This window comes from Catenibacterium sp. co_0103 (genome assembly GCF_004168205.1).
Classification (GTDB): domain Bacteria; phylum Bacillota_I; class Bacilli_A; order Erysipelotrichales; family Coprobacillaceae; genus Catenibacterium; species Catenibacterium mitsuoka_A.
In genome coordinates, this window is record NZ_RCYB01000172.1 from 1 (window position 1) to 1,969 (window position 1,969).

Sequence of the window (1,969 nt, forward strand, 5' to 3'; positions counted from 1 at the left end):
GACAAATAGTCTATATCCTGAATATTTCTGCTCCACACTTCTCTTAAATCGTTACCTGTAGATTATGGGTATTCAAATCACTTTATATTTATTTTGTAAATTTGTTATAACAACAAAAAAAAGACAGTCAGCGACTGTCTTCAAAATTTTAGAATAAATTGTTTTGCTTATTCAGCAGCCTGTTTAGCCTGGAATTTTTCGTAGGCAATTAAGAATGGAACATAAACAACTACTGAAATAGCAACTACGATTAACTGAGAAATTGCACCCATTGGGCTACCACCTGTAGCTAAGAAGCCAAGGATAACTGGCGGCATTGTCCAAGGTACTTCAAGTACGATCTTAGGACAGAATCCACTAGAAACTAATAGATAACCTACAACAAGTGTAACTACTGGAGCTAAGATAAATGGAATGTCTAGGATTGGGTTCAATACTAGAGGGATACCAAATGTCATAGTTTCGTTGATGTTGAATAAACCTGGAACGATTGAGATACCAGCGATTGTTCTGTTATCTTCACGTTTAGAGAAGACAAGAATTGCGATTACTAAACCGATAGTAACACCAGAACCACCGAATTCACCAAACATCTGTAACATAGTTAAGTTCATTACATATGGAATGTCCTTCTGAGCAGCACCTGCAGTATATGCAGCTGTGTTAGCATATAGTAATGGTCTGAAGATTGGTTCCTTAACAGCAGCAACCATGTTGTTACCATGAATACCTACGCACCAGAATAATGAGATAATTACATAAAGAATAGCAACTGCAAAGATATTGTTACCAATTAAGCTCTGTAATGGTTTCTGAACAACGTTGAAGATAAATGCGTTTAATTCAGCACCAGTAGCTAACTGACATACTAATCCAACAGCACCAACAACGATTGCAGTTAAGCAAGTTGGGATTAATACTTCGAATGCACGAGCAACTCCAGGTGGAACCTGTTCTGGCATCTTGATCTTTAATGCATCATTCTTACGGAACATATTGTAAAGTTCCATACCAACGATTGCAACGATAAGACCTGTGAATAAACCAGTTGCGGCAGTATAGTTAGATAAGATACCACTGTAAGTAAAGCTATCAGCTGTAATCTTATTTTTAGCAGCCGCACCTGTTACGTTGATAAAATCACCTAAAGTATAACCATGAGATTTACCAGCTTTATCGATGAATGAAGCAGATAAATCTTTTGCAGCAAATGAAGTTGGAGTTACCATCATCCATAAGATGAATCCTAATACAGCTGGGTAAGCACCAGTTTCACCATTTGCTTCAGCAATTTCAGAAGCAAGTAACATAGTAATACCAATAGTAATACATGAGATTGTAGCATACTGCATAGCAGCAAAGATTGGGTTAAGAACTTTAAGAGCCATAATTGGAGACCATAAAGCACCTAAACCGGTTGTTTCGTTTACTAAAACGTTTGTCCAAAGAACACCAACGGCACCTGAGATTGTAGCTGGCATAAAGTTCTGGAATGCATTCTTGATTGCATTCAAGTACTTATTCTGACCACACCAAGCACCGACACGTCCTAGCTTATCAGCAAAAGCGTCCATAAATTTTCCTCCCTTAATTTTTTCGACAAGTCTTAGTATACAGATAAAAAGCCAATTGTCAACGGTTACATTAGAAAAAATATGGTATCTTTAATTGACAAGACCGTATTTTTACGTCTAAAAAATAGAAATTATATTGAGAAATTCAAGGGATTTTTCATTCAGCACACTTTAAATTATTTTTTTTGAATACCCACAAACCACAGGTTAGTGAAAATTAAATTTCATAAGCACCGATTAAACGGCGTTCATGAAGCTGAACCGGACACATGAATTTCCCATCTGTTCTATAATTAGATTAGAAATTAGATGGAGGTATAATCATATGTCAAACAAAGTATTAAAGCCTAAGAAAGCTTCTCTTTATCAGTTCACTCAGAAATATTCCAACAATA

General features: G+C 36.1%; 1 protein-coding gene. It reads right to left on the bottom strand.

Annotation, left to right across the window (positions count from 1 at the left end; genetic code table 11):
* Positions 1-167 precede the first annotated feature (167 nt).
* Complete coding sequence (locus EAI80_RS12845) at positions 168-1,574, bottom strand: PTS transporter subunit EIIC (RefSeq protein ID WP_129982350.1); 1,407 nt, start codon at positions 1,572-1,574, stop codon at positions 168-170.
* Between the last annotated feature and the right edge of the window lie 395 nt (positions 1,575-1,969).

Bases quoted from the DNA above. Each gene is read 5' to 3' on its own strand.
- EAI80_RS12845 (WP_129982350.1), bottom strand. From the start codon at position 1,574: ATGGACGCTTTTGCTGATAAGCTAGGACGTGTCGGTGCTTGGTGTGGT.